The organism is Streptomyces sp. NPDC045026 (genome assembly GCF_056432625.1).
In genome coordinates, this window is record NZ_JBWKIS010000014.1 from 56,972 (window position 1) to 72,933 (window position 15,962).

25 protein-coding genes are annotated in these 15,962 nt (G+C 67.9%); 8 read left to right on the forward strand and 17 right to left on the reverse strand.

The window, feature by feature from the left end; all coding sequences use genetic code 11:
- Positions 1-9: 9 nt before the first annotated feature.
- The 13 genes from AC07EJ_RS26990 to AC07EJ_RS27050 form a co-directional block, all read right to left on the reverse strand.
- A complete protein-coding gene (locus AC07EJ_RS26990) occupies positions 10-2,304 on the reverse strand; it encodes a hypothetical protein (RefSeq protein WP_478885101.1) in 2,295 nt (764 codons plus the stop codon).
- A 122-nt stretch (positions 2,305-2,426) separates the two neighbouring features.
- Positions 2,427-2,639: a hypothetical protein gene (locus AC07EJ_RS26995; RefSeq protein ID WP_478885102.1), complete on the reverse strand. Its 213-nt coding sequence runs from the start codon at positions 2,637-2,639 to the stop codon at positions 2,427-2,429.
- A complete protein-coding gene (locus tag AC07EJ_RS27000; RefSeq protein ID WP_478885103.1) occupies positions 2,636-3,181 on the reverse strand; it encodes a hypothetical protein in 546 nt (181 codons plus the stop codon). The genes AC07EJ_RS26995 and AC07EJ_RS27000 overlap by 4 nt, the downstream gene beginning before the upstream one ends.
- A gap of 30 nt (positions 3,182-3,211) precedes the next feature.
- Positions 3,212-4,417: a hypothetical protein gene (locus AC07EJ_RS27005; protein WP_478885104.1), complete on the reverse strand. Its 1,206-nt coding sequence runs from the start codon at positions 4,415-4,417 to the stop codon at positions 3,212-3,214.
- Positions 4,418-4,435: 18 nt separating this feature from the next.
- Complete coding sequence (locus AC07EJ_RS27010; protein WP_478885105.1) at positions 4,436-4,621, reverse strand: hypothetical protein; 186 nt, start codon at positions 4,619-4,621, stop codon at positions 4,436-4,438.
- Between the two features lie 14 nt (positions 4,622-4,635).
- Positions 4,636-4,791 (reverse strand): hypothetical protein, encoded by a 156-nt coding sequence (locus AC07EJ_RS27015; protein ID WP_478885106.1) that lies wholly within the window; start codon positions 4,789-4,791, stop codon positions 4,636-4,638.
- A gap of 47 nt (positions 4,792-4,838) precedes the next feature.
- Positions 4,839-5,129, reverse strand: a complete 291-nt coding sequence (locus AC07EJ_RS27020) for a hypothetical protein (protein WP_478885107.1) — start codon at positions 5,127-5,129, stop codon at positions 4,839-4,841.
- A gap of 28 nt (positions 5,130-5,157) precedes the next feature.
- Positions 5,158-5,313, reverse strand: a complete 156-nt coding sequence (locus tag AC07EJ_RS27025; RefSeq protein ID WP_389487071.1) for a pRL2-8 — start codon at positions 5,311-5,313, stop codon at positions 5,158-5,160.
- Positions 5,314-5,374: 61 nt separating this feature from the next.
- Positions 5,375-5,680 (reverse strand): hypothetical protein, encoded by a 306-nt coding sequence (locus AC07EJ_RS27030; protein WP_478885108.1) that lies wholly within the window; start codon positions 5,678-5,680, stop codon positions 5,375-5,377.
- Positions 5,677-6,093, reverse strand: coding sequence for a hypothetical protein (locus tag AC07EJ_RS27035; protein WP_478885109.1), 417 nt, complete (start codon positions 6,091-6,093; stop codon positions 5,677-5,679). Before AC07EJ_RS27035 ends, AC07EJ_RS27030 begins: the two co-directional genes overlap by 4 nt.
- Entirely contained in the window at positions 6,090-6,398 is a 309-nt protein-coding gene (locus tag AC07EJ_RS27040) for a hypothetical protein (protein WP_389487078.1), read from the reverse strand. The genes AC07EJ_RS27035 and AC07EJ_RS27040 overlap by 4 nt, the downstream gene beginning before the upstream one ends.
- Positions 6,398-6,676 carry a hypothetical protein gene (locus AC07EJ_RS27045; protein WP_478885110.1) on the reverse strand — a complete coding sequence of 93 codons (279 nt, stop codon included), beginning with the start codon at positions 6,674-6,676 and terminating at the stop codon, positions 6,398-6,400. The genes AC07EJ_RS27040 and AC07EJ_RS27045 overlap by 1 nt, the downstream gene beginning before the upstream one ends.
- Complete coding sequence (locus AC07EJ_RS27050) at positions 6,676-7,068, reverse strand: hypothetical protein (protein ID WP_478885111.1); 393 nt, start codon at positions 7,066-7,068, stop codon at positions 6,676-6,678. Before AC07EJ_RS27050 ends, AC07EJ_RS27045 begins: the two co-directional genes overlap by 1 nt.
- 182 nt (positions 7,069-7,250) lie before the next feature.
- Here AC07EJ_RS27050 and AC07EJ_RS27055 point away from each other — a divergent pair, with 182 nt between their 5' ends.
- The 5 genes from AC07EJ_RS27055 to AC07EJ_RS27075 all read left to right on the forward strand — a co-directional run bounded on the left by AC07EJ_RS27055 (position 7,251) and on the right by AC07EJ_RS27075 (position 12,868).
- Positions 7,251-7,595, forward strand: a complete 345-nt coding sequence (locus AC07EJ_RS27055) for a putative quinol monooxygenase (RefSeq protein WP_478885112.1) — start codon at positions 7,251-7,253, stop codon at positions 7,593-7,595.
- On the forward strand, positions 7,592-8,839 hold the full coding sequence (locus AC07EJ_RS27060; protein WP_478885113.1) for a helix-turn-helix domain-containing protein: 1,248 nt from the start codon (positions 7,592-7,594) through the stop codon (positions 8,837-8,839). The genes AC07EJ_RS27055 and AC07EJ_RS27060 overlap by 4 nt, the downstream gene beginning before the upstream one ends.
- 243 nt (positions 8,840-9,082) lie before the next feature.
- A complete protein-coding gene (locus tag AC07EJ_RS27065; protein ID WP_478885114.1) occupies positions 9,083-9,385 on the forward strand; it encodes a hypothetical protein in 303 nt (100 codons plus the stop codon).
- Positions 9,386-9,590: 205 nt separating this feature from the next.
- Complete coding sequence (locus tag AC07EJ_RS27070) at positions 9,591-10,967, forward strand: hypothetical protein (protein ID WP_478885115.1); 1,377 nt, start codon at positions 9,591-9,593, stop codon at positions 10,965-10,967.
- A gap of 68 nt (positions 10,968-11,035) precedes the next feature.
- On the forward strand, positions 11,036-12,868 hold the full coding sequence (locus AC07EJ_RS27075; protein WP_478885116.1) for a hypothetical protein: 1,833 nt from the start codon (positions 11,036-11,038) through the stop codon (positions 12,866-12,868).
- Between the two features lie 63 nt (positions 12,869-12,931).
- On the opposite strand, the gene AC07EJ_RS27080 is transcribed toward AC07EJ_RS27075, so the two are convergent.
- Positions 12,932-13,405: a hypothetical protein gene (locus AC07EJ_RS27080; RefSeq protein WP_478885117.1), complete on the reverse strand. Its 474-nt coding sequence runs from the start codon at positions 13,403-13,405 to the stop codon at positions 12,932-12,934.
- Positions 13,406-13,511: 106 nt separating this feature from the next.
- Positions 13,512-13,673 (reverse strand): hypothetical protein, encoded by a 162-nt coding sequence (locus AC07EJ_RS27085; RefSeq protein ID WP_389487100.1) that lies wholly within the window; start codon positions 13,671-13,673, stop codon positions 13,512-13,514.
- Between the two features lie 168 nt (positions 13,674-13,841).
- Here AC07EJ_RS27085 and AC07EJ_RS27090 point away from each other — a divergent pair, with 168 nt between their 5' ends.
- The gene (locus AC07EJ_RS27090) at positions 13,842-13,973 is read left to right on the forward strand and encodes a hypothetical protein (RefSeq protein WP_478885118.1); all 132 of its coding nucleotides are present in this window, start codon (positions 13,842-13,844) and stop codon (positions 13,971-13,973) included.
- 66 nt (positions 13,974-14,039) lie between these two features.
- Positions 14,040-14,240, forward strand: coding sequence for a hypothetical protein (locus AC07EJ_RS27095; protein ID WP_478885119.1), 201 nt, complete (start codon positions 14,040-14,042; stop codon positions 14,238-14,240).
- A gap of 240 nt (positions 14,241-14,480) precedes the next feature.
- On the opposite strand, the gene AC07EJ_RS27100 is transcribed toward AC07EJ_RS27095, so the two are convergent.
- Together AC07EJ_RS27100 and AC07EJ_RS27105 are read right to left on the reverse strand one after the other, a co-directional pair.
- Positions 14,481-15,065 carry a hypothetical protein gene (locus AC07EJ_RS27100; protein WP_478885120.1) on the reverse strand — a complete coding sequence of 195 codons (585 nt, stop codon included), beginning with the start codon at positions 15,063-15,065 and terminating at the stop codon, positions 14,481-14,483.
- Positions 15,066-15,139: 74 nt separating this feature from the next.
- A complete protein-coding gene (locus AC07EJ_RS27105) occupies positions 15,140-15,370 on the reverse strand; it encodes a hypothetical protein (RefSeq protein WP_478885121.1) in 231 nt (76 codons plus the stop codon).
- Positions 15,371-15,488: 118 nt separating this feature from the next.
- On the opposite strand from AC07EJ_RS27105, the gene AC07EJ_RS27110 reads away from it, so the two are divergent.
- Positions 15,489-15,950: a hypothetical protein gene (locus AC07EJ_RS27110; RefSeq protein ID WP_478885122.1), complete on the forward strand. Its 462-nt coding sequence runs from the start codon at positions 15,489-15,491 to the stop codon at positions 15,948-15,950.
- Positions 15,951-15,962: the final 12 nt, after the last annotated feature.

The window sequence follows — 15,962 nt, forward strand, 5'->3', positions numbered from 1 at the left end:
GGAGCCTCCTCAGGTCTGGTTGTGGATCGGGGCGGACGGAGTGGTCAGGCCCGCGTCGGCGGTGGCCTGGGTGATGGGCCGGTAGGCGTCGTTGAGGTCGTTGTCGGCCTTCTCGGCGTCTTCGGCGGCCTCGTACGAGGAGACCTGCATCTCGTCGGCCATGCGGGAGAGGAGTTCCATGTCCTCGGACAGGTTGGCCATCGCTGCGGTGAACATCGGACCGATCAGGTTGTGCGTGGTGGCGAGGTCCTCTGAGAGAACGGCGAGGGCGTCACGGAGCTTGAGGGCCTGGCCGGACATCTTGGCGCTCTGGTCGTGGGTCTTGAACGCGTCGTCCTTGAACTGGCCGTACTCGTCGAGCGCGTCATCGAGAGTGATCTCGGTTTTGTGCTGGTCGTCCATGTGACGGGCCTGTCGGGTGACTTCGTTGGCGCGGCGGGCGGCCATTTTGCGGGCCTTCTGGAGGCGGGGGTCCTGGGAGGAAACCGGGGCGGGGGGCATGGGGCGGGCCTCCTTGGGGCGGGTGGTGCCGGGGCGTGCGGTGTGCGGTTCGGGGGCGGCCGGCAGGGCGTCGGTGCCGCGTCCGATGCCTACGATCGGTCCGGTAGCGGAGGTCGGTTCGGGCTGGTTGTCGCGTTCGACGGTCCAGGTGGTGGGGCCGGTGCTGGCGGCGTTCCCGAAAGGCGACTTGCGGCCGGTGCGCTGTCCGGTCCCGCTGCCCGTGCTGGAGGGGCCGGCGCTGGAGGGGCCCGCTGTGGTGGTCTTTGTGTTCGAGGTGGAGCTGGACCCTGAACCTGTTCCGGCGCCGGTTCCGGTGAAGCATCCGCTGTTCGCGGCCCGCTGGGCTCGCGCCCGCGCCCAGGCCCACGCAGTGTTCGCTCCCGTCTTCTTCTTGTGGGCCTTCTGCTGCCGCTTCGTGTTCTTGGTGCGGGTCTTGTGCGCGGCGCCCCAGACCGGCGGGGTCGTGCCGGAGTGGCGACGCTTCTTCAGCCGGGCCTGGGCAGCCTGGTAGGCGGCGTGGCCCATGGCCCCGGCGAGGGTGGTACGTCCCGCGCGGCGCTGCTTCTTCGTGGCCTGGTTCGGCTTGCGCAGGTTCGTCTTCTGCTTGGGGGGCGTGCCCGGTGTCGGCTGGGTGGGCTTCGGCGCCTTCGGGCCCTTCCCGTTCTTCTTCGTGGTCGGGTTGTTCCACACGGCGGGGTTGTTGAGGTTCTTGCGGCGGTTCTTGAGGCGGCGGTGTGCGGCCTTGCCGAGCTGGCGTGCTGCGGCCTGGCTGAGAGTGGTCCGGCCGCTGGGCTTGTTGCCGGGCTGCTGCTTCTTCGGTGACGGGCTCGGCGTGTTCCTCGTGCTGCTGCCCCGACCGCTCGCGCCCCCGGTGCCGGTTCCGGTGGTCTTGCCGTTGTGGTTCTTCTTCAGGCTGGCGCCGGCGCCCTGCGACCCGCGGTGCGGCGACTTCTGCGTCTTGTTCTTGGGGGTCGGGGACTTCTTCGGGCTGGTCCCTCCCCCCTTGCTGTTGGACGTGTTGCCGGTTCCGCGGCCGCCGGCCCTGGATCCGAACAGGCCCTTACCTTTCGAGCTGCTCGAGCGGCTTCCGTCCGAACCCGAGGAGCCCGAGCCCGAGCCCGTACGTGCCGACTTCTTGCTACCGCTGCTGGCGCTCTTACTCGCGCCTCCAACACCCCCGCCCGTCGATCCGCCGCCGAGCGTCTTCCGCCCGAACGCCTGACTCGACGGCACCTTCTTGGCGTGCTTCTCGGCCGACTTGTTGCCGATGCCCTGCATGCTGTTCGCGTGCTTGACCGCGGCCTCCGCGGAGCCGAAGCGGGCCTGCGCCATCGCCAGCTTGTGCTTGGCGCGTGCCTCCCGCATTGGCTTCGTCTCCGCTGCCTTGTCCATGCGGCGCTGCCGCCAGTCCTCGAGGACGATGCACGAGCCGCGCAGCGCGGCCACGGCGACGGCGAGGGTCGCGGCCATGGACAAGGCGCCCATCCGCGGGCCCACCCGGTCCCCGGTGTTGGGGCCGCGGAACGTGTCGGGCAGGCCCCCGTCGGGGTGCGGCGTGGAGACGACCGGCGGTGCGGTGAGCGTCGGCGACGGCAGCGCGGCCAGCGTGTCGAGGGGGCTGCGCCGGTTCCGCCCGCCCGTTCCGTTTGTGGGCGGGGTGACGGGCTGCGGTGGGATGACCGGGCCGAGCCCGCTGTTGTCTCCGCTGGGCGGGGTGGGGGTGAGGCTGAAGCCCGTGAGGCCGGTGCGGCGCCCGAAGTTGATGACGTTGCCGCCGGTGTTCTGATCGTCGTTGTCGCTCATTTCGGCCCCCTTTCAGGGTTGACAGTGGGTAGTCGGCTCGGGCATCCTCACGCGCGCGCGTCGCGCGCGCTCGTTGGGGCGGATCGTCACCTCGTTTTCGGGCGGGTGATGATGACGTTTCGTCACCCGTTGTGATGCTGGAAGAAGTCGTGGAGATGTCTGGTGAGGTCGTCCCACAAGGGCGGCTTGCCGTTCTTGTCGGCGTTGCGGGCGAGCATGCGGCACGCGTCGTACCAGACCGCCGCACGAGCGATGGGCGTTGTCGCCTTGGCCTGTTTGTCGTTCCAGAACTCGGCCTGGTTTTCCTTGCGTTGTGCTTCCGCTTGCGTGGTCATCCAGTCTCCGTGAACAGGTCGGTGAAGTCAGGGAGCGGGTCGTTGTTGCTGGTCGGGAACTGGTAGGCCTGCGGGTTCGTGTAGACGGGCTGCGGCTGCGCGGCCTGCGGCATCGCCTGGCCGGCCAGGCGCGGGTCGGCGGCCAGGCCCTGCGCGGACTCGGCGAGCGTCCGCTGCGTCAGCGCGCGCGCCTTCTGCCTGGTCAGCGCCCTGTGTTCGGCCCGGCGCTCCTTCTTCGCGACGGCCTTGGCGCGCCGCTCAGGCAGGTCCAGGACCTCGCGCCCGTACGTCGCGTCGATGGCCTCGCACTCGGCTGCGGCCTTCTCCAGGAGCTTCGCGACCCGGTCGAAGCGGCCGGCGACCTTGGAGGCGCGGCGCTTCGCTGACCAGGGCTTATCGCCGTCGATCTCGGTCTGGGCGATGCGGGCCTTGAAGATGCGGCCCATCTGTCGGAGCTGGGTGGCGTCGTTGACGAACGTGTCGCGCTGCTCGCCGCTGAACTCGCGCACTCCGTCGCGGGTCATCAGTTCGTTCATGTCCATGGTGGTCTTCTCCGTTCAGAGCGGCGGTGGTTACGCGTTGTTGCCGGTGACCTTGGTGTGGATGTCCTTGTAGAGGGCGCGGATGTCGTCGGTCTTGAGGCCGTAGCCGGCGTCGCGCCAGGCCTTCTCGAAGGCGTTCTGAGAGGGGGCGGGGCCGGTGCCGCGGAGGTCGAAGTACAGGTCGAAAGCGAGCCTGCGACGGTCGGTGTCGCCTCCGTCGCGCCTGTTGTTCGCCTGCGCCTCGCCGGGGGTCGCCTCGGGCGCGCCCGCCTCGGGCCCTGTGGTGCGCCCTGCTGCGCCCTCGCTGGTCAGAGCGCTTATGTCGTCGGGTGCGATGTGCGGTGCGCCCTGGGGGCCGCTGGTGGGGCGCAGGGACCTGAGGGTGTAGTCCGCGGTGCGTTCCGGGAGGGCCTTGAAGGCGCCCATGCGGTCTATACGGGTGGTGATCCGCAGTTCGGTGCCGAGCTCGTCGAGGGTGTCGTCCAGCCCGTGGAAGGAGGCGTCCCCGGCACGCATCAGGGACTTCTCGTACCGCCGGCTACCGAGCTTCCCGACGAGCCACCACGGCTTACCGAGCGTGGCGAGGGAGATCAGCCTGTCCTGCGCGTTGCGGCGGCTGATTGCCTGCGCGTCGGCTCCGCGTGATCCGATGCCGAGCTGGCTCTCGAGACGCTTGAGACGGTCGCGCCACCAGCGGGCGAGGATCCCGTCGGACTTGATCTCGATCTTCCCGAGCTTCGCCTCGAGGCCGAGGAGCTTGTGCAGGCCGTAGGCGAGCATCACGGGGCCGACGATCCGAACGAACGCCGTCCCGATGTCCTCGTGTTCTTGCCGGACGACTTCGATGGCGCCGACGGCCTGTGCGAGGACGAGCATGTATGCGGTGCGGGTGGCGCCCTTGTCGTTGAACGCCCAGGCGTACAGCGACAGGCCGAGGACGATGGCCTCGAGGACGAGGCCGACCGTCATGTTGAGGGGCGCTTCCATGTGGAGGCGCTTCTCGGCGAATCGGGCCGAGGTGTTGGTCGAAAGTGCGAGGCCGGCGGTGACGACGAGGCCCATGCCGAGAAAGCCGGTGACGGTGCGGCGCTTCTGCCGGTCGGCGGGCTTGCGGCGGTCGGTGCGGCTGCGGAGGGCGGCGATGCGGTAGCCGCATCCGAGTGTGACGAGGGCGAGAAGGGCGGCCCATGCCTGTACGGGCACCTGCTCGACCGCGTTCCGTACTTGGGAAAGCATGGGCGGGTCCTTCCTGGGTCAGTTGCTGTGGCGGATGGCGGGGCGGATGGTGACGCCGCTGGCGGTGGCTTCGCTGATGGACGCGGAGATGGCGAGGTCGGCGTAGACGGCGGCGCGGCTGATCTGCTCGCGGTTGGGCTTGTGGAACCCGGGCTCGGGGGTGAGTTCCTGGGCGGCGAGGGCGCGGTACTCGGCGGCGGTCACGGTGTCCTTTCGGGTCAGGCTGCGGTGGTGTAGTCGCGGATGGCGGCGAGGTTCTGCTGGGCTTCGATTTCGCCGGTGCTCCAGTCCTCGGCGCCGTGGAGGGCGCGGTAGCCGGGGCCGTCCTGCGGTTCGGGTCGGGTGCTGGTGGTGGTCGGGGTCTTGGTGTCCATGGCCTGCTCCTTCGAAGGCTGTGGTCGGGGGCGGTCAGGGTGGTGGGCTACCACCAGCTGCGCTTCTTCTTGGGCTCCGGGGCGACGGCCTCCTCGGCGCGCTTGGCCTCACCGCGGAGCTTCTTGCTGCGGGTGTAGAGGCGGCTCGCTTCGCGCTGCGCGCGGGCGGCCTTCTTGGTGTCCGTGTAGTCCGTGCCGGGGCGGCCGTAGACGTCGGCGTCCATCTGGTGGCGTTGGGCCTGCTGGTCGGCCTGGTGGGCGAGCTGCTGCAGGCGGGGAGCCTGGCGGGCCGCGTACTTCTGCTCTTCGGTCTTCATGTCCTTGAACTGGCGGCCCATGGCGGGCCTCCTTCCGGTGGTCAGCGGGTTAGCGGACGATCTTTCCGGCGTGCCGGTTGGCCGCGCAGGCGATGCACGCCTGGCAGTCGCCGCGGTTCTGGCGGTGAATGTCGGGGTCCTCGGCGTGCGCCCAGCAGTCCTTGCACTGGCCCTTCGGCGGGTTCGCTGCTCGCGCCTTCGACATCGCGGGCTCCTTCCGGTGGTTGGGGTGGTGGGGCCCGGTGTGGGCCGGGCCCCGGGTGGGGTTAGGCCAGGGGCCGGTATTCGCCGACCAGGTCAGCGGTGGCCAGCAGGTAGCGGCTGGCGCGGTTGAGGGAGCTCTTCACTTCCTCCCGGCTCGTGGTGTTCAGCGCGTCGGAGAGGTACGTGGCGGCGTTGTCGAGGTTCTCCGTGTGCCGGATGCCGGCCTTGCGGAGGTTGTCGGCGGCCGTCTTCAGCTGGCTAATGAACTCGCCGGCCGTGGCCGCAGGCTCCTTGCCAGAGGCGAACGCAATGTCCTTGGTGTAGTCGGCGATCAGCGTGAGGACGCTGGGCGTTGTGGGGGCGGTCATGAGCGGTGTCCTTGCTGGTCGATGGCGGCGGCGGCGTCGGCCGCGTGCTGGTGCAGGTCGGCATCGTCGGCGAGGTGGTGGACGAGGTGTTCGCCGTGGAGGCGGGCCTCCTTCGCACGGTCCGAGTCGATGTGGGCCAAGGCGGGGTTCGTGTCGTAGCTCGTGGTCAGGGCGGTGAGGTGCCCGATGGCCGTAAGGGCATCAGCGCCGTTGGAACCAGCGAGAATCGCGGCCAAGGTCTGGCTCGCATCAGAGTCGAGTCGGCCGGCGAGGACCGTTTCGGCCATCTCGCGCAGGGCCTCACGGAACTTGGCGACGCCGGGGATCCAGTCGAATCCGGCGAGGTCGGCAAGGACATCACCGAGGTCGGTACCGTCCAGGGCGTCGGCGTTCTGCACGGGGTTGGCGTTCACAGCTGCTCCCCGTTGGCGAACGCCTCGGCCTGCGTCAGCAGGCTGTTGATGTCGGCGGTCCCCACCTCGAGCGGCTTGGGCTCGGTCGACTCCTCCGTGCACTCCTTGCAGTTCGCAAGGGACTCGATGGTGATGCCGAGGGCTTCCACGTCGGAGTCGGAGAGACGGATGTCGCCGACGAACGTCCCGTCGGAGGTGCGGATGGTGATCCGGCCGGCCGTGTCGTCTCCGGGAGGGCTGATCCGGGCGAACTGCTGGAACAGGAACTGCAGAGCCAGGTCGCGGGGGTTCGGCTGCTCGGCCATCACGCAGCCACCGCCTTGCGGACTCGGTCCGACCCGGTCCACACGGTGCACGTGTACTCGCGGGCGCCGGTGAAGATGTCGACGACCTTGATGGCGAACTGCGCGGCGCGACGCCGCAGAATCCGGCGAGCCTCAGACGCGTCAGTGACAACCGCGAGGACCTTGAAGGTGCCGGACCCGTTGTCGTAGACGACGCCCTCGGCACGCGGACCGATCTGGTCGGCGACCACGCGGCGCAGCGCTTCGTCCTGCTGCGAGAGGACAGTGATGGTGGCCATCAGACGGTCACCACCTGGACGCCGCGCACGCTGATCGTGTTCATGGAACCGATACGCGTGACCGTGCCGCGCACCATGGCCGTCACGCCCTGCGTGAGGCTGTCCTGAAGACGGGCGTTCGCGTCGACGTCGATGGTGAAGATGGCCTGCCCGCCGGAACCGATGAGGATGCCGCGAGCGCGGCCACCACGGCCGCTGGCAAGGTGCCGGACCGTGACAAGCGCGGTCACCGTGGTGCCCGGCTTCACGTCGCTGAGGGCCTGGCAGTTCGAGCCGAGACCAGAGTCAAAGTCGACCAGCAGGCCGACGGGGGCAGACACCGCCTGGCTGGCGTCGATGGGAAGCGTAGGGATGGTGCTGACAGTGTTCGTGCGATCCTTGGCGTGATGCATTCGGATCGTCCTCCTGGTTACAGCAGGTAGGGCTAGGTCTGCATCCAGGGCTCGGCGTCCTACCGCCGAGCCCTTTTTGCTGTCTCCGTGTGGCGACGTGAACGACGCTACTCGAAGTTTTAGTTCGAGTCAACGCGTTGGTGTCAGTCTCGAACTATTTCTAGTAGTGTGAGACTGTCAGCATGACGAACCCAGGAGGAACATTGCAGAGCGGATACGCACTCAACGTGCGGTTCACCACCCGCGACGCCGACGCAGCACAGCGGTTCGACGCCCTCGTGGAACGCACTCTCGAGGGCATCCGCACCGAACCCGGCACGCTCGTCTACGTCGTACACACCCCCGAAGACGAGCCCCTCGTCCGTGTCTTCTACGAGCTGTACGCCGACCGTTCCGCGTTCGCGGCGCACGAGGCGCAGGAGCACACGAAGCGGATGCTGGCCGAACGGGAGCAGTACCTGACCAGCACCGAGGTGGAGTTCCTGAACGAGATGACCGGCAAGAGGCCGGCGAGGGAGGCGACATGAGCAAGCCCCGCGGAAAGGAGGTTGATCCCCGCGATCGCGCGTTCGGTAAGCGCGTCGCGGACCTGCGCAAGGCCAGAGAGCTGACGCAGCAGGAGTTGGCCGCCCTGCTGAACAACCGCTCTTCTGGATGGATGTCGCAGGTGGAGCGCGGTATCCAGCCGGTGCGCCGCATGGACGTGCTGCAGGAGATCGCGAACGCTCTCGGCGTGTCTACGACGACCCTCAACCCGGATGCTCCGGCTGCTCCGGTTGTCGAGCCGGTGTCTGTCAGGTCGAACGATCTGGACGGGGCGCGGGAGGTCATCGCCGGGCATCCGGCCCTGGACGCGCTGCTGGGTCCTGCAGGTACAGAGCCGGCCGACCTGGAGGCTCTGGCTGTTCAGGTGGACGAGATGTGGGAGCAGACCCACCAGGCGAATCATCCTGCGGTCAGTGACATGGTCACCGAGTTGATTCCGCAGCTGGAGCGGGCTGTTCGTACCGTCCCTGAAGGGCAGCGGGCGCAGGCGTACACGCTCCTGTCGAACGCCTACCAGGCGCTGGCATCGGCTTTCGCACGGCAGGGCGACGCTCGGGCTTCATGGGTGTCCGCGGACCGTGCCATCACGGCTGCCGAGATGGCCGGCGATGTGCTGCTGGTGTGCGCGGGCGTGTTCCGCATGGCGCACGCGTTCGTGCGGCTCGGGGACAAGCAGGAAGCCGAGCATGCCGTCCGTGCCGCTCTGCAGGCTCTTGAGCAGCGCGATGACCTGACGCCGGAAGGCCTGTCCGTTCTCGGGTCGCTGCACCTGGCGAAGGCTCTGGTGCACGCGCGATGCGTGCAGCGCACCGAAGCCCGGGAGGAGATCGAGAAGGCTCGTCAGGTCGCTGCCCGCATGGGCGAGGACCGCAACGACTACCACCTGGAGTTCGGTCCGACGAACGTCGCCATCCAGGCGGTTTCTACGGCGGTGGAGCTCGGCGATGCGGGCGAGGCCATCGAAGTCGCTCTGTCCGTAGATACATCGGCCCTGTCCCCTGAGCGCCAGGGAAGGCTGCTGATGGATTTGGGGCGAGCGTACGCGCAGCGGCGCCAAACAGGGGACGCCGTCGACAGCCTGCTGCGCGCGGAAGAAGTGTCGCCGGAAACCGTGCAGAACCACGCCGCGGTCCGCGCCGCCGTCAAGGAGTTGGTCCTGGTCTCCGGCCCCAACGTCCCCCCGAACCTGATGGAGTTGGCAGACCGAACCAATGCCATGGAGTAGAGCCAGCCGTTAAGCAACTCGACTAGAAAGTCCAGGAGGAGAAACACCATGATGCGATCACCGCCCTGAACAGCAGAAACGGCCCACCGGTGGCTAGACCGTGGACCGTTTCTACGCCGGCGTACTGCGAATACGGACCGGCAGTGACCACCGAACCTGTGCAAGGAAGGCAGTCGATAACGATGCTACTTGTTGGCGATCCTCTCGCGCTGCCCCCGATCTTCAAGATCCGGGGAGCATGCGTTGAAGAAGCCTGACCCAAGAACCCTGAACACCCTCCCGCCCGTCGTCACCTTCGCCACCGGCGCCGACCTCCTGGTCCGCCTCGGCAAGGTGAAGAACATGACGCGCGAAGGGGTACGCCGCCTGTCCAAGCACCCGGACTGGCCTTTCGGCCCGGATCGCCCGTACCCGTACTGGGACCTGGCGAACGCCGATGCGATGGAGACGGGGCCGTTCCTGAAGTTCTTCGACGAGCACCCGATCGTGGGCCGCGGCCCCGACAAGGAGCCACGTCGGAGCGCCAAGGGCGGCACCCAGCAGTAACGGTTCACAGGCCTGAGATCGCAGCCTCAGAGCCCTGGAAACGCGGAACGGCCGGCTCGAGGGCGCAGCACCCTCTACCGACCGTTCACGACACAACCAGCGGATCGCAGCCCGCTGGCCAACGAACAACAGCTTCTGAAGGCAGGTCGTTCATGGCCACAGTAGCGGGACATCGCTCCGCACCCCAGACCGTAGGGGTGTCACTGTGACCGGAAACAAGTTCAACGAACCCACCGGGAAGACTCCGATCGAGCTGTACGGGCCGGAGGACGGCGGCTGGTACACGACGCGCGTGTACGACTGGATCGCCCTGTGCCCGCAGCTCAAGGACGTCGACGTGCGCGGGTACCTGATCCTGCGGTCATTGGTGATCGAGAAGTACAAGAACCCGGTTCGGAAGATGACTCTGGCCAACCTCGGTGACTTGATCCCCGGGGTGAACGGCAAGGAGAACAGCCTCGGCCGGGTGCGGGGCATCATCGGCAGTCTGACCGCGGTCGGTCTGGTGACCACCCCGGAGGGCGATCCGGTGAAGACGTCTTCGCGTGCTGCGGCGGCGCAGCGGGTACTCCGTCTACGGATCAACGACCTGCCGCCTGAGGGGTACGGGGGCTGGCGAAACACCGAGGTCAAGCTGGCTTTCGTGACCGAGGCGAGGGGCCAGATCGAAGCGGGTCAGAATTTTGCCCCGGGTCACGACGGACCTGGTAACACAGGTGATCCGGGTCAGAATTTTGACCCGGCGGGCCAGAATTTTGACCCACGGGGTCAGAATTCCGACCCGGATCCGGGGGCTGAGCAGGAAGAACGCGACGGCCCTCTGGTTCCTTCTTTTGGTACGGCTACCGGTGGGAATGCGCCTTCGGCGCGTAGCGCTGGGGACGGCCGTAGGCCTTCTACAGGTAGTAGTGGGTCGAGCACGGGCGGCTCTGCCGCGTCCGGAAAGACATCTCCCCGTCCCTCTCCCGCCGATGAAAAGCGCAGCAGCAAGAAGAAGGCCAAGCACACCGCGGCTCAGCGGGCAGCCGTCCTGGCTGTTCGTGCGCACTTCCCGGACGAGCTGCGTCCTGCCGATGTTCCGGTCCTGAGCGACGCGATCCTTGCTGCGATGGCTACGGGCAGGCCGGACAGCCGCACGGTGGAGCAGCTTGCTGCCCGGATCGACCGGCGCTGGTACGTGCACGGCTGGGCGCGGAAGGTCGACGAGGGTGAGGAGATCAAGTCGCCTGTCGGTGTGGCGATCGACCTGGTGCGCACGTACGGGCGCGACGACAAGTGGGGCTGCGCGGCGCCTCGTTGCGAGGACGGTGTCGACGTCGACACGGGCGAGGCCTGCACGGTGTGCCCGGAGCGGCTCGAGGACCGCAAGGCGGCCCGCGGGCGCACCGCACCTTCCTCCGGCCCGTCAGAGCCTGCGATGCCCGGTCAGCGGCCGCCTGGCGCCCTCGGATTCCGCGAGTGCAAGTGCGGCAACCCGATCCCCAAGTCGAGCGATGGCGATCTGTGCCGGGACTGCCAGAAGTGGGCGGACTCTCTGCAGGAAGCCGGCCGGGCAGCCCAGGCTACCGAGGCGCCGTTCTGACCTCGTGAGGCGCCGGGACTGTCAGCGCCCGGCGCTACCCTGGAAATCTTCATCTCAGGGGGGTCGCTATGGGGAAGCGTCAACGTCGTCGTAAGCGTCAGCAGAGCGCCGGGCAGCAGCCCTCCGCCGTGGAACGGCACCTGATCCCGTCACGGGAACAGCCGCTCCTCGAGGTCCACTTGGAGCCGGGTCTCTCGGCGGAGGACACGGCGCTCTGCCTGGCGTACTGGGCGTTCAGCGAGCCCGGCACGTGGACGCACAAGGTCGCCGACCTCGGCGCCCCCCATCTCGTCTCGAAGAAGGTCAAGGAAGCCTGCCACGCCTCACTGCTCACGCAGGTCTGCCCTGACTGCGCAAGCCCGTCCCCGGTGTCCACACGGTCCGACGTGACGGCCGCCGTGTCCTGGACCGCGGACTGGTTCCCGCTCGAGGAGAACACCGCGCGGATGGCGTGCAAGGACTGCCGTGAAGCACATGCAGAGGCGTCACGGTTGGAGCGGGAGGCGGCCGCCGAACAGGCCCGCACCGAGAAGCAGCGCAGCCAGGAAGAGCAGCGCAAGGACATCGAGGAGCAGTCCGCCAACGCCAGCCGCTGGCTTGCGGATCACCAGGAGCGCCCGGCTCCCAAGGATCTGACGCCCCGAGAGGCGCTCTTCCTGCTGTCCGTGGTCGACGTCATGCAGGCCACGGGCAGTTCGACGTTCGGGCCGTTCCGCACCCTGGAGTACACGTTCACCAGCTCGCAGGACACCGACATCGAGACGATCCGCACCCTGTACGGGAAGAACTGGATCGCCCCCTGCCTGCCTGCGAAGGTCGACGACTTCGCCTACGAGGACGACAACACAGTCCACGGGGTCTACCCAGACCGGACTCCTTGGCGTCTCGCCTACTTCTTCGGCGACGACGCGCAGGCCCGCCACGATGCGACCGATGCACTGCGCGCCTACCTGACCGACGAGGGCCTCCTCCTGCAAGAGATCGTGTCCAACCTCGAGGCCGGCATGGCCGTCGACTACCTGAACGGGCTCCTCACTCGGAAGTACCGGGAAGACCCGGTGCCCGAGCATCGCCTTCCCGACGCGTACGAGACATTCCGTAACGCCCTCAAAGACGGCTTCAACCTGTCCCAACTGGTCGCGGTTGCCTGGGGTGCCACCTCTAGTTCCGTCGCCTGGGGGCAGCGCACGCCCGGCCTGAAGCCCGGCAGCGTCTCCGCCGCGTCCGTGACGAACCTGTCCCGCCGCATCGGCTTTGCCAAGGACAAGCCCGTCCCCGAGTACGACCTGCCGAACTGGGTTGCCCGGCCCGCCATGCACGCCGCCGCGCTGCGCCTCATCGCTGAAGACCGCGCCCGCGCCGACGCCATGCGCACGTTCCTCTCCCTCAAGCAGCGCATCAGCAGCGCGGCCGCCGAGGCGTACGAGATGGAGGCGGACTTCGACGAGGCACGCGAGGACTCTATTTTTGTCGGCGAGGGGCTCGAGATCGACCTGGAACGGCTCAGGTCGGGACGCCCCGGGGAGGACCGGGGCACGCCAATCTCGTACATGCTCGTCACCCCCGACGGAACGCTGCGGGAGTGCAAGGGAAGCGCGGTCCAGATGCGCCGGGCGACGAACACGGCGGGCGGCGGCATCGTCGATCGCATCATGATTGACGAGACGCCGACGGTGAACGCCTATATCGGCGAGCTGGTGGAAGCCTCCACGGCGAACCTCAACCCGGTCGGCACCGAGATGCTGCGCCTTCTGGGCAGCGACGGAAGTCCGCTACTCGGGACGGTCAGCTTCTTCCGCGTCGGCCTACGGCACAAGGCCCCTCGAGGCCTCGATGACGACCACCAAGAGCTGATTCGCGCGGCCTACGAGGTGGCCAGGGACAGGCTCCTGAACGGCTAGGCAGCTCTTGAGCGCCGTCGCACGAATGCCCCACCGGCGCGCTGGTGGGGCGTTGGCGTGTGGTCAGCCCTCGTCGGCCTTCATGGCCAGCGGCAGCGTCTCCCCGCCGCTCAGGATCGTCTGCGCGTCATCCGGACATGGAGAGCCTTCGATCCCGGCGTTCTCGTCTTTCAGGCACTCGTGCTTCGTGTACGCGTCGACCGCGGAGTTGACCTTGTCCAGTTGCTGCACGGTCTGCGGGTAGGCCGTCTTTCCGCCAGCCTCGTCGACGGCGCTCTCGAGGTCGCTGACGACCATGGCGATGTCCGTCAGATGGTCAGCGCAGTCTTGAGATCCGACCGCGTTGCATACGGCTTTGTCGCCGTCGGCGGCCGCGGACAGTTTCGGCCCCCACTCCGCGGACAGCTTCCCGCCCGACTGGGTTGAGGATCCGGCAGCCGATGACGGCGCGGCCTTCCCGTCGTCTCCCCCGCTCGAGCAGCCCGCGGCGAGCAGGGCAACGAGAACAGCAGCTGTAGCGGTGGCGGTGCGGCGCATTGGGGTCCCCCGAGTGTGTGGTGGCGTCAAAGGGCATGATGCGGCCGTGTGTAGGCGACGTGAAGGATGTGTCGTCGTACTGTGACCCGACCGGGACGGTCGACGCCTACTCGGCCGGCGTCCAGGGCCCGGCCGGGGTGTCGCAGTTGCCGCCACACCACCAGCAGTCGAAGTCGTCGAGATAGAACCGGTTGTTCCAGAACCCACCCCGCGCAGCGAAGACCACGTTCTCGGTCCCGCACCAGCCGCAGTCAAATAGAAACTCCACGCCGCCCCTCCCATGCCCGCACCCCATGCGGAACCGCCTGCGCTACAGGGTGCCCGGGAATGCCGTACATCGACAACGGGCCCTCACTGGTGGCCAGTTCGCGTTCTTGCCGCACGCCTTCGCTCCCCCGAGCCTGAATCCACAGACCAGCAGGCAGGGGGACGGGGCATGGCGAAACGCAAGGGCACGGGCCGGCGGGTTCAGCCGAGGGATAGTCGTGGCAGGTTCGTGTCGACGAAGATGCCGCTCTGGCTGATCGTCCTGGTGGTGGTGATCGTGCTGGCCTACGCCGCGACGTAGCTGGCCGCAAGGAAACTGCGGTCAGCGGCCCGCAATACCCCTTCCGAGCTGCGTCGTTGAGCTGGCATGGAGACCATCTACACCGCCCCTGGCCGCATCCTCTCGGTCCTTGAGGACGTGCGCAGGGATGCCCAGCCCGGGGCACACGACACGGCAGCCCTGCGTCAGGCATCCGAAGACCTGGAGGGGCTGGTTCTCCTTCTCACAGACACGATCGCTCACGTCAACGACAGCATCGAGGACGACGATGACGGGACCGACGACTAGGTCGCCCGTGGCAGAGTGCGCCTGTGGATGATCAGACGCAGTACCGGCTCACCCTCCTCGCGGGCGGCCGCATGGTCATGGAAGGCACCTGGTCGACGCGACGGTCGCGGACCGCAAGTTCCGGTCGTGGATCGGCGACTACAGCGACCTGAAGGACGCGCGGATCGTCCTCGAGGAACAGGCCGGCCCCGAAGGGGAGTGGCTGGTCGTGAAGAGCTGGCCGCAAGACGAGGCCGCTTCCTAGCGCCGGCTCCAAGCGAAACGCCAGCCTCGACTCCTCCCCGGCTGCGGCTCTGCGTGCATCTCCTTCCGGGCCTGGGTGCGGAAGCTCTTCCGCTCCGCTTGTCCCTGCGCATACTTCCCGTTGTACGCCGTCCAGGTGGGCGACCCCGTGTTCTCGGGGAGCTGGCTCACGATCGCGCGCCCCATGGCCCACAGCAGCGCGTTCATCCTCTCGGCGATCTCGTCAATGCCCTTCTCGCCGAGGAGTTGAACGCGCTCCGCGGCCGGACGCAGTCGGGTCAGCGCGGAATCCAGATCCTCTTTCACCGAGTCGCCCATCGCGCTGACCCCGTCGCCCACGTATTCGTCGATCCCGGAGAGCAGAACGTCCCATTCTTCGACCAGGTCGCTCATCTCTTCGTTGGCCCGGTCCCAGGCGTCGAGGTACGCGACGTATGCGGCTTCCCGTTGCCCGCGGAGCCACTGCTGGTGTTCCACTTGCGCCTGGGCGGCGACGCCGCGGCGTGACCCGAACCAGCTGCCCAGAAAGGCCAGCGCGCCGGCCACGATTCCGGCGATGACCGTCCCCCATGCATCTGTCATGCCGGGATCCTGCCACCGGAGTCCCATCCGCCGTCCAGGTAGCGGGAGTTTGGGTCGGGGCTGTGGGCGTCGTGTTACCGCTGCTCTCGCCGTTCCTGTCGTTCCGCGTCGCGTTGTTTGATCTCGGCGAGGCGGGCGAACAGGGACTTCCACTCGCGGGTGGCCGCCGCCTTCTTCTGCTGCTGGCCCACCGGTTGGATCCGGGCCCGTTTGGCTTTCTTGTCTTTCGGGCCGCCGTGGTCGCCGCTGGTGAGCTGGACGCGTTTGGTGGTGCCGTCGCGGCGTTGCCGGTCCCCTTTGGTCATGTGTGAACGGTACGGCGTGGTGCGGGTGTTGGGGAGACTCCCGACCGCCGAACGCATTGCGGCGCAATGAGTTATGGCTTACGATGGAGTCCACACCGCACCTATCAGGAGGAACGCCATGTCCCACACCCTGCCCGTGCTGAGCATCCACGCCACCACCGAGCAGACCCGCGCGTTCGTCCAGCACCTGCCTACCGACGAGTTGACCGAGTGGGCCGCCCAGCAGAAGGCCGGCGCCAACCAGGCCCGCCTGGCCGAGGACCGCGACAGGCACATCCGTGGCGCCGAGATCGCCCGCCAGGAACTGACCGCCCGCTCTCAGCTGGCCGCCACCGGCCCGCAGGTGTGGATCGTCATGACCGGTGAACTCGGAGACGGCGGCCGCATCATCGGCGTGTACGCCACCCGCAACCTCGCCCGCGGGGCGTTCATCGAGCAGGCCGAGGAGATCCACGACCGGTTCTCCATCGACGAGGTTGAGCCGCACGCCGACGGCAGCATCAGCATCAGCGGCGGCTGCGACTGGGTCGAGCTCAGCCCGCACACGGTCGTCACCATGAGCGAGCTTTCCGCCCCGTAGACCATCTGACCC

Excerpts from the sequence above, each read along its gene's own strand:
- AC07EJ_RS26990 (WP_478885101.1), bottom strand. The coding sequence starts at position 2,304 with ATGAGCGACAACGACGATCAGAACACCGGCGGCAACGTCATCAACTTC.
- AC07EJ_RS26995 (WP_478885102.1), bottom strand. The coding sequence starts at position 2,639 with ATGACCACGCAAGCGGAAGCACAACGCAAGGAAAACCAGGCCGAGTTC.
- AC07EJ_RS27000 (WP_478885103.1), bottom strand. The coding sequence starts at position 3,181 with ATGGACATGAACGAACTGATGACCCGCGACGGAGTGCGCGAGTTCAGC.
- AC07EJ_RS27005 (WP_478885104.1), bottom strand. The coding sequence starts at position 4,417 with ATGCTTTCCCAAGTACGGAACGCGGTCGAGCAGGTGCCCGTACAGGCA.
- AC07EJ_RS27015 (WP_478885106.1), bottom strand. The coding sequence starts at position 4,791 with ATGGACACCAAGACCCCGACCACCACCAGCACCCGACCCGAACCGCAG.
- AC07EJ_RS27020 (WP_478885107.1), bottom strand. The coding sequence starts at position 5,129 with ATGGGCCGCCAGTTCAAGGACATGAAGACCGAAGAGCAGAAGTACGCG.
- AC07EJ_RS27025 (WP_389487071.1), bottom strand. The coding sequence starts at position 5,313 with ATGTCGAAGGCGCGAGCAGCGAACCCGCCGAAGGGCCAGTGCAAGGAC.
- AC07EJ_RS27030 (WP_478885108.1), bottom strand. The coding sequence starts at position 5,680 with ATGACCGCCCCCACAACGCCCAGCGTCCTCACGCTGATCGCCGACTAC.
- AC07EJ_RS27040 (WP_389487078.1), bottom strand. The coding sequence starts at position 6,398 with ATGGCCGAGCAGCCGAACCCCCGCGACCTGGCTCTGCAGTTCCTGTTC.
- AC07EJ_RS27045 (WP_478885110.1), bottom strand. The coding sequence starts at position 6,676 with ATGGCCACCATCACTGTCCTCTCGCAGCAGGACGAAGCGCTGCGCCGC.
- AC07EJ_RS27050 (WP_478885111.1), bottom strand. The coding sequence starts at position 7,068 with ATGCATCACGCCAAGGATCGCACGAACACTGTCAGCACCATCCCTACG.
- AC07EJ_RS27055 (WP_478885112.1), top strand. The coding sequence starts at position 7,251 with ATGACGAACCCAGGAGGAACATTGCAGAGCGGATACGCACTCAACGTG.
- AC07EJ_RS27060 (WP_478885113.1), top strand. The coding sequence starts at position 7,592 with ATGAGCAAGCCCCGCGGAAAGGAGGTTGATCCCCGCGATCGCGCGTTC.
- AC07EJ_RS27075 (WP_478885116.1), top strand. The coding sequence starts at position 11,036 with ATGGGGAAGCGTCAACGTCGTCGTAAGCGTCAGCAGAGCGCCGGGCAG.
- AC07EJ_RS27080 (WP_478885117.1), bottom strand. The coding sequence starts at position 13,405 with ATGCGCCGCACCGCCACCGCTACAGCTGCTGTTCTCGTTGCCCTGCTC.
- AC07EJ_RS27090 (WP_478885118.1), top strand. The coding sequence starts at position 13,842 with ATGGCGAAACGCAAGGGCACGGGCCGGCGGGTTCAGCCGAGGGATAGT.
- AC07EJ_RS27095 (WP_478885119.1), top strand. The coding sequence starts at position 14,040 with ATGGAGACCATCTACACCGCCCCTGGCCGCATCCTCTCGGTCCTTGAG.
- AC07EJ_RS27100 (WP_478885120.1), bottom strand. The coding sequence starts at position 15,065 with ATGACAGATGCATGGGGGACGGTCATCGCCGGAATCGTGGCCGGCGCG.
- AC07EJ_RS27105 (WP_478885121.1), bottom strand. The coding sequence starts at position 15,370 with ATGACCAAAGGGGACCGGCAACGCCGCGACGGCACCACCAAACGCGTC.
- AC07EJ_RS27110 (WP_478885122.1), top strand. The coding sequence starts at position 15,489 with ATGTCCCACACCCTGCCCGTGCTGAGCATCCACGCCACCACCGAGCAG.